The following is an 8,381-nucleotide window of genomic DNA, read 5'->3' as shown; positions in this document are numbered from 1 at the left end:
GGGGGGACGCCCCCCCCGGTGGGGGGTGTCGCCAACCCCGCGGTGGTGGGGGTGGGGCGGCCCCGGCCGCGGCCGCTGGACGGGGGGGGCCCCCCCCGGGGGGGGGGCCGCGGGGCCCCCCCCCCCCCCCCCACGACCCCCGCGGAGGGCCTCCGGCACCTCCCCGGAGAAAGGGCCGAAGAAAGCGGGGCTCAGACCTTGAAGGACATCGTGATGAACGTGCCCGAGGCTCCGGTCTCGAACTTGATGTCGGAGCTGACCATCCGGGCCACCCACAGCCCCATGCCGTTGGTCGCCTGAGGGCCGGGGGGCGTCTCCCCCGGAGCGGGTCCCGGGTCCCACTGACCCTCGTCGTGGATCTCCACGAGGAGGGTCCGGCCGACCGTCCACATCCGCAACACCGCCTTGGCGGTGGTGTGACCGTGGATGACCGCGTTGGTGGCGACCTCGTTCAGCGCCACCAGGAAGTCGGCAAGGTTCTCCTGGGACATGCCGCTCCGCACCGCCTGGGCGGCGGCGAAGTCGCGGACGTCGGGGAGATCCGGAAGACAGAAGGCGAGTTCGGCGACGGCGGCGCCTGCGGGAATCATCCGGGAACGGCTGCCGCTCGCCGTGAAGCGAGCGGGACGAACACCGTCCTCGTTCACCCGAGATCCGCCTCCCCTGTTCCCGTTCGCCGTTGTCCTCAGCACCCGGGATCCATTCAAACGCACCTTACGCCACGTCCGTTGTCGCCGACTGGGGTGCCCTGCAACGGGCGGTGTATTCAGCATTCGGCGACAAGTTCCTCACGGAGCTGGTCAAGCACCTTCCGCAGGATACGGGACACGTGCATCTGGGAGATCCCGAATTCCGCCGCTATCTCGGCCTGGGTCATGTTGCCGAAGAAACGCAGCAGAAGGATGTTCTTCTCACGCTCCGGCAACTTGTCGATCAACGGCTTGACCGCCTCGCGGTCCACGAGCGTGCCCAGAGCGTCGTCCTCGTCGGGGATCACGTCGCCCAGCGCGCCCGCGTCGTCGTCGGCGCCGAGGGGGGCGTCCAGGGAGAGCGCGCTGTAGGCGGCGGAGGCGTCGAGGGTGAGCAGGACGTCCTCTTCCGAGATCTTCATCTTCGTGGCCAGCTCGGCGACCGTGGGGGCTCGGCCGAGGTCCTGGCTGAGGTCGGCGACCAGGCGGTTCAGCTCGGCCCTGCGCTCCTGGTAGACGCGGGGGACGCGGATGGCCCAGGTGCGGTCGCGGAAGTGGCGCTTGACCTCACCGGTCATGGTGACCACGGCGTAGCCGCGGAAGGGGTGCCCGAGGGTCGGGTCGAAGCCGTTGATGGCCTTCATGAGCCCCACGTACGCGGCCTGCAGGAGGTCTTCCATCGGCTCGCCGCGGTAGCGGTAGCGGCGGGCGATCTCCATGGCGAGGTGGCGGTGCATCTCGACGATGCGCTCACGCAGACGCTCGGCGCGGTATTCGGAGATCTCAGGCAGGGACATCTCGGCGAGGAGGTCCTCAGCGGTCATGTCGGTGATTTCGAGTGCCTGAACAGACATTGCTGCTCCCTGGTATTACTGTCGGGCGAGCCGACCACGGAAGCAACATCCGGGCAGACGGCATCGCCTCGACCAATTTTCGAGGCGAGGCCCTCTGCTGGACCTCAGGGTTCCAGTATTCCCCCGAATCCTGGAGTATTACTCGCCCCCAGGTAACAGTAAGGTTGCTAATCGAATGGCACGAGGAGGCCCTGAGTGACGGTGTCGGAGAACGGCGAGAGATCGGCAGCCCTGACTCTCACGTCGGCGCTGGTCAGTGGGATCAACGTGATCCGGGTGACGGGTCTGCTTGACGCGACGACGAGGGATCAGTTCGCCGACTACCTGGCGGCGGAGACCGGCGAGCACGGTCTCGACATGGCGCTGGATCTGAGCGGTGTGACCTTCATGGACTCGCGCGCGCTGGGACTCATCGTCCACCACTGGCAGGTCAGCACCGCTGCGGGCGCCAAGTTCGCCCTCATCGGGGTGGAGTACGCCAAGACCAAGGTGATGTGGATCACAGGTCTGGCCCAGCGGCTGCCCCTGTACGACACGATCGACGAGGCGATCGTCGCCTTTGGTTAGCCCGTTTTCCGCACGTGCCGCCTCGTCGCGGATCAGTCGTGTCCGATCCGGCGCGACGGGTTACCGCCCAGTCGGGTGGGGGCACGTGCGGAGGACGGAGCCGACCGGTGACGGCCTCCCCGAGGGCTCCGGCCCGTCGCCGGCCGTCGGGGACCGCCGCCCACCGGGACCTCAGCCCTCTTTCTTCGCCTCGCGGTTGCGCTGGTGCTCCTCGACCAGCAGCTTGGCCAGGTCGGCGACCTTCACCTGGTGGTGCTGCGAGATGCGGCGCAACTCGTCGAAGGCGGCCTCGGCCGAGCAGCCGCTGGACTTCATGATGATGCCCTTGGCCTGGTCGATGATCGCCCGGCCCGCGAGGGCCTCCTGCATCTGGGCCGCGTCGGTGCGTACCTCGTCGTAGTCCCACATGTTGGCGAGGGCCACGCCCACCTGCTCGGCGAGCATGTCCGCGAGCGGAGGAACGTTCCTGGCCGCGAAGGCGCCGGGACGCACCCCGTACATTCCGAGGACCAGGACGGCGTGCTCGATGACGATGGGCATCGCCAGGACCGAGCGGACGCCGCAGCGTACGGCCATGCCGGCGTAGGCGGGCCAGCGGGGCTCGTGCAGGACGTCCTGGACGACCACGTGGCGCCCGGTGGCGCGGGCCTCGGACGAAGGCCCCGCACCGATCTCCCCCTCGCTGTCGAGCAGGACGATGAGCTCGCTGTGGGAAGCTGAGACGACCACCCGTTCCTGTCTCCAGAGCTCGGCGGAGCCGCCCGCGCAACCGGGCACGCCGCCTGCGAGAGTGGCTGTGAGACCGCGCAGCACGCTCTCACTCGACGTTTCCTCGCTCACCCTGCCGAGGGCCGCGAGGTCCCGGGCGAGAACGGGGGTGACCATGTCCATCTCGCGACTCCCCTCCCCTGTGTCGCTAACTTAACCACTATCCGACCGCGCATCGATTCGGCCCACCGGGTGGCGTACCGTCTACGACGGGACCAGCCCACTCCGGCCCCTGACGAGGACGAGCATTGACCGACGCCATTGGCCTTCAGACCCTGGAGCAGGCGCTGAACGCGCTGACCGCCAGGATCTCCTCCCTGCGCGAGGCGAAGTCCGCCTACCCCGCCGACCCCCGGTCCACACTCGACGCGGCGCTGGCGGAGCTCGACACCGCCCGTGAGCTGCTGGACGCCTCGGTGCGCGAGCTACGCAAAGCGCCCAAACGGTCGGGAGAGCGGGAGAGCGGGTCACAGCGGGAGCTCAAGCTGTTGCGGCAGGTGTTCCGCACCTTCCCCATCCCGGTGGTGGTGCTGGACGCCTCCGGGGTGGTGCGGCGGATCAGCGCCGAGACCTCCCGGATGCTCGGCAGCCCGGCGGGATACCTGATCGGCCGTTCGTTCCCGCTGTTCGTCGACGTCTCCCGGCGGGCGGCGTTCCGCTCGCACCTGACGGCGGTCCAGCAGGGCGGCCAGACCGCGACCTTCCAGACGCGGCTCGCCCACCAGGGCCGCGCGCACACGGTTCAGCTGGCCGTCACCCGGCTGACGATGCCGGGAGAGCCGCAGGAGATGGTCGCGGTCATGATCCTGCCGCTGGAGGCGCAGGTGGCGGGCCCGCCGCACGGCCCGGCCGACCGCTCGGACGCCACCCTGGTCATGGCCGCGGCGCGCCGGCAGGAGCTGCTGTCCAGGATGACCCGCTTGTTGCTCGACGAGGAGAGCCTGCGCCAGCCGGTGACCGTCACCAGGGCCGCCCGGCTGCTCGCCGCCGAGTGGGCCGACTGGGTGATCGCCGACGTGGTCCGCGACGGCATGCCCAAACGTGCCTGCGTGCTGGGCCCGAGCGACAAGCCGGTGACCCAGCTGCTCCGCCTCGCCGAGGGGATGAACCCGCTGACCGCTCCGGCCGTCGCGCACGTGCTGACCGGCGGCTCCGGCGTGGTGCACGAGATGCTGGAGGATGACAGGCTGCTCGGCGACGTTCCCGGTGGCCCGCCGCTGCTACGGGTGATGGGCGCCGCCTCGGTGCTGATCGTGCCGATCGGCGGCGAGAGCGGCGTGCTGGGGGCTCTCACCCTGGTACGGCTGCGCGACCGCGAACCGTTCTCGCTCGCCGATCTGGGGCTGATGGAGGAGATCGGCGCCCACCTTGGACTCGCGCTGCGCGCGCGGCGCAGCTTCCAGACCCGCTCCCGGGCGGCCGACGCGCTGCGTACCAGCGTGGTGCCCAGGAGCCTGCCGGACATCCCGGGATTCGAGGCCGCGGCCATCTACAACGCGGGTTCCAGCCCGGTCGGCGCCGAGTTCTACGACGTCTTCCGCGTCGGCGACGGATGGGGTTTCGCCCTCGGGGGGGCCGCGGGCAAGGGTGAGGAGGCCGCGTCGGTCAGCGCCATGGTGCGCAACGGCCTGCGCGTGCTCAGCGTCTGGGAGACCGACCCCGGCGAGGTGATGCGCAAGCTGAACCAGGCCCTGACCGCCCAGCACAACGGCATGTTCGTGATGGCGGTGACCGGGTTCATCAAGGCGCGCAAAATCAGGCTGGCCAGCGCGGGGCACCACCCGGCCGCGCTGCTGCTGCCCGACGGCGGGGTCCGGTTCACCGCGGGGGGTGGCGTCCCGCTGGGCATCGCCCCCGAGGCGGAGATGTTCACCGAGGAGCTCACACTGGCCTCGGGCCAGACCCTGGTCTTCTACTCCGACGGCCTGGTGGCCTCGCAGAACGAGCTGGGTGAGTCCTACGGCGAGATCAGGCTGGCGGACGTGCTGGCGCGCTGCGTGGCGCAGTCCCCCGCCGAGATCGTCAAGACGGTGGAGGAGGACCGGCACGCGTTCTCCGGCGGGAGGGTCTGGGATGAGATCGTGATCCTCGCTCTTCGCGTCGTATGAGTCGTGTAACCGGTCGAATTCGGTGCGGGGCAACCGGGTGACCGCCTCGGCATCCCCATGACCAGGGAAAACGCGGGAGCCGGTCGCGCGCGCCGACTGCCGGGGCCAAGGAGTCGCGGCAGCGCGGGACGCGTCGGGAGGCCCGGCTTCGCCTTAGGGGTTTGGCTTCTGCGCGGATCGGGGTATGGTTGACCTCATACAGACGTGTGCCTAAGACGCAGGCACCCCTGAAGGAATCACAGGCTTTTCATGCCTATCTCCTCCCAGAGGTGTGCCGTGAACATTGCATTCGTCTCCTCCGAGGCTCTTTCCTCCACCCAGGACGAGTCCGACCTCGCCGCCCAGCGCGCTCACCTGATGGCAGTGGCCCGTGAGCTCGGCCGCGAGCACAAAGTCACGATCTACACCCGCAGGAACTCCGACTCGGAGAAGGCCAGGGTTCGCGTGTCGCAGGGCGTCACGCTGGAGAACCTGACCGCCGGCCCCGCACAGGACCTTCCGGAAGACAGCGTCCTGCCCTACCTGTCCGACCTCGGCGACCAGCTGATGCACCGCTGGGGGCAGGACCGCCCGGACGTCATCCACGCGCACTCCTGGACCGGCGGGCTCGCCGCGATCGCCGGAGCGAACGGCCTCAACGTCCCGTTCACCCAGACCTTCAGCAGCGAGAACCCCCGTGACGCCAAGAAGGTCCGGCTGCAGCGGGCCATCGGGCGCCGGGCCAGCGCGGTGATCGCCGGGTGCGGTGACGAGGAGAGCTCGCTGATTCGGCTGGGCGTGCCGCGCCGCAACATCTCGGTCATCCCGTGCGGCGTCGACGTCGAGCGGTTCCGTCGCCAGGGTCCGGCCGCCGCGCGCGGCACCCGTCCCCGCCTGCTGCACGTGGGTCCGCTCACGGCCGACAAGGGCGTGCACACCGCGCTCCGCGCACTGGAGGGCCTTCCCGAGGCCGAGCTGATCATCGCCGGTGGTCCCGCGTCCGTGGACCTGGAGCACGACGCCGACGCGCACCGCATGATGCTGCTGGCCAAGGAGATCGGCGTCGACGACCGGATCACCGTTCTCGGGCACGTCCCGCACGCCTCGATCGCCAAGCTGATGCGCAGCGCCGACGTGGTGCTCTCCCTGCCCAGGGAGGCCCCGGCGGGCGTCGTGGCGCTGGAGGCCATGGCCTGTGGCGTCCCCGTCATCGCCTCGGCCGTGGGCGCCCACCTCGACTCCGTGGTGGACGGGGTGACCGGCCTGCTGGTGCCCGCCGACCGCCCGGCGCAGACCTCCCGTCTGACCCGCGAGCTGCTCGCCGACCCGACCCGCCGCACCGCGCTCGGCTTCGCCGGTGCCGACCGCGCCCGGTCCCGCTACTCGTGGGAGCGGATCAGCCAGGAGCTCGTCCACGTCTACGAGAACGCGCTCTCCGGCTCCGCCCGCTGACCGCGTCCACCGCGACGGCGGGCACCGCGGGCCACGCGGAACACACTCCGAGACCGGGGATCCCTCCACAGGGGTCCCCGGTCTTCGCGTGTCGGGCCCGCGTTCACGGGCGTGACGGCTCACGGCGAATACGTGCGACGCTATGACCGGGCCACGCGGCGGTGCAGGACGACGCCGAGGCCGCTGGCGGCCAGCAGGACGACGCCGGCCAGGACCAGGATCACCGCACCGCCCACGGCGCCGTCCGTCCAGTCCCAGACCGCCTCAGGGACGGCGAGCGTCAGCCCGGCCACGCCACTGACGATCAGCACCCAGGTGCGCCACCGCCGGTACAGGGCCAGGCAGGCGAGCGCGATCGCCGCAGTCAGCCAGTATCCCCAGGCGCCTCCGTCCCACAGGACGGGCCACTGGCCACCGAAGAGCGCGATCGCCGCTCCCATGCCCAGGCCAAGGTCGCGCGGGACGAGCACCCCGGCCAGGGCGGCCACCAGGATGAGCAGGCCCAGCGCGACGTAGGCCAGGCCCCAGCCGGCGCCCTCCCGCCCGGCGAGGACGTCCAGCAGGCCGGTCACCGTGAGCAGGGCGAAACCGCCGCAGGCCAGCAGGCCGATCGCGGTGGGCAGCAGTGCGTAGGCCGTCGCCGCGACCACCAACCCGGCCACCCCGGCGACGAGTCCCTCGTGGCGGTCGACCACCACCCCCGCGCACAGGGCCGCCGTGGCCGAGCCCAGCGCGGCGAGCGTGGCCGCGACCCTGCCCTGCACGGCGGCCGTCCTGCCGGTCGCCGACCGTGCCGCCACGCCGAGCCCTACGGCCACCGCAAGCAGGAGAACCGTGACCACGGCGAGGACCGCGATCCTCGCCGGCTGGGTCATCCGGTCCCAGCCCAGGCCGACGAAGGCCGCGGCACCGGCCAGGACGAGTGCGCCGCCGACGTACGCGAGGATCTCGCTCCACCTGACCCGGTCGTCGGCCCCCGGCTCACGCAGTGCCTCGCCGACGGCGCGGGCGACCGGCTCCACCTGTTCGGGGTGGAGCTCGCCGGACTCCACCAGGCCGGCCAGTGCTCGCCGTACGGCGTCAACGTCGTTCATGTGCGGAATCGTGGCACAGTCGGACCCGGACGGCACCCCCCGAACCAGTGGGACGTATGCGAAAACGAAATATCTCTGTTACTGGAGTGCAATTGTTGCTTTGATGTCCCCATGTCGATTCGTGGCACGTTCCTGGGTGTCCTGGCCGCAGCCCTCGCCCTCTCCTCGCTGCCCGCGACGGGGGCGTCCGCGCAGACGGACCCGTCCACCCGGCGCGGGTGGGGCACCCCGGTCCTGGTGGAGAACTTCAACGGCACCCGCGTGGACGACCGCAAGTGGGTCGTCTACCACTCCCCCGGCGCCGAGACCAACCCGCGCACCGGGCGGGCCTCGACCGTGAGCGGCGGCGTCCTGCGGCTCAAGGGCGGCTTCTACGGCGGCAGGGACCTGTCGGGGGGCATCGCGACCCGGAGCGCGCAGCAGTACGGGCGCTGGGAGGTGCGGCTGCGCGCCGAGCGCGGCGCGGGCTACACCCCCGTGGCGCTGCTCTGGCCGTCCGACCAGGGCGGCGGTGAGTACGCGGAGGTCGACTTCGCGGAGATCATCGATCCGAGCCGCAGGTCGGGCGGGATCTTCGTGCATCGCGGCGACCGGCCTCAGGCCCAGCGGCAGATGAGGGCCGACTTCACCCGGTGGCACACGGTCGCGGTCGACTGGCTGCCCGGACGGCTGACGTTCTGGTTGGACGGCAGGAAGGTGTGGGACTACCGAGGGCCGAACGTGCCGAGGAGCCGCTCCATGCACCTGACGCTCCAGAACGACGTGACGTGCAACGAGTGGTCGCCGTGCCGCAACCGCTCCACTCCTCCGACGGTCAGCATGTACGTGGACTGGGTGAAGATCTACCGGGCCCCCGTCTGACGGGAGCCG

Annotated in this window: 8 protein-coding genes; 4 read left to right on the top strand and 4 right to left on the bottom strand. The window is 70.8% G+C overall.

Features of this window, described 5'->3' with window-relative positions; all coding sequences use genetic code 11:
* Positions 1 to 191 precede the first annotated feature (191 nt).
* Entirely contained in the window at positions 192 to 647 is a 456-nt protein-coding gene (locus ACIBH4_RS17270) for an ATP-binding protein (RefSeq protein WP_362506444.1), read from the bottom strand.
* A gap of 119 nt (positions 648 to 766) precedes the next feature.
* A complete protein-coding gene (locus tag ACIBH4_RS17265) occupies positions 767 to 1,543 on the bottom strand; it encodes a SigB/SigF/SigG family RNA polymerase sigma factor (protein WP_350947029.1) in 777 nt (258 codons plus the stop codon).
* Positions 1,544 to 1,738: 195 nt separating this feature from the next.
* Here ACIBH4_RS17265 and ACIBH4_RS17260 point away from each other — a divergent pair, with 195 nt between their 5' ends.
* A complete protein-coding gene (locus ACIBH4_RS17260) occupies positions 1,739 to 2,110 on the top strand; it encodes an STAS domain-containing protein (protein ID WP_362766588.1) in 372 nt (123 codons plus the stop codon).
* Between the two features lie 171 nt (positions 2,111 to 2,281).
* On the opposite strand, the gene ACIBH4_RS17255 is transcribed toward ACIBH4_RS17260, so the two are convergent.
* Positions 2,282 to 3,001: a GAF and ANTAR domain-containing protein gene (locus tag ACIBH4_RS17255; RefSeq protein WP_362506449.1), complete on the bottom strand. Its 720-nt coding sequence runs from the start codon at positions 2,999 to 3,001 to the stop codon at positions 2,282 to 2,284.
* A gap of 125 nt (positions 3,002 to 3,126) precedes the next feature.
* Between ACIBH4_RS17255 and ACIBH4_RS17250 the strand changes: the two genes are divergently transcribed.
* Positions 3,127 to 4,986 (top strand): SpoIIE family protein phosphatase, encoded by a 1,860-nt coding sequence (locus ACIBH4_RS17250; protein ID WP_362506452.1) that lies wholly within the window; start codon positions 3,127 to 3,129, stop codon positions 4,984 to 4,986.
* A gap of 276 nt (positions 4,987 to 5,262) precedes the next feature.
* On the top strand, positions 5,263 to 6,417 hold the full coding sequence (locus tag ACIBH4_RS17245; RefSeq protein WP_362506455.1) for a glycosyltransferase: 1,155 nt from the start codon (positions 5,263 to 5,265) through the stop codon (positions 6,415 to 6,417).
* A gap of 140 nt (positions 6,418 to 6,557) precedes the next feature.
* Here ACIBH4_RS17245 and ACIBH4_RS17240 read toward each other — a convergent pair whose 3' ends face one another.
* Positions 6,558 to 7,511: a hypothetical protein gene (locus tag ACIBH4_RS17240; RefSeq protein ID WP_362506458.1), complete on the bottom strand. Its 954-nt coding sequence runs from the start codon at positions 7,509 to 7,511 to the stop codon at positions 6,558 to 6,560.
* Between the two features lie 111 nt (positions 7,512 to 7,622).
* On the opposite strand from ACIBH4_RS17240, the gene ACIBH4_RS17235 reads away from it, so the two are divergent.
* Positions 7,623 to 8,372, top strand: a complete 750-nt coding sequence (locus ACIBH4_RS17235; RefSeq protein WP_362506461.1) for a glycoside hydrolase family 16 protein — start codon at positions 7,623 to 7,625, stop codon at positions 8,370 to 8,372.
* The last annotated feature ends 9 nt before the right edge of the window (positions 8,373 to 8,381 follow it).

The sequence above is a fragment of the Streptosporangium sp. NPDC050284 genome (assembly GCF_044459525.1).
Lineage (GTDB): Bacteria > Actinomycetota > Actinomycetes > Streptosporangiales > Streptosporangiaceae > Streptosporangium.
Note: the sequence above shows the minus strand (reverse complement) of the source record. Positions and strands in the feature narration are given on the sequence as shown.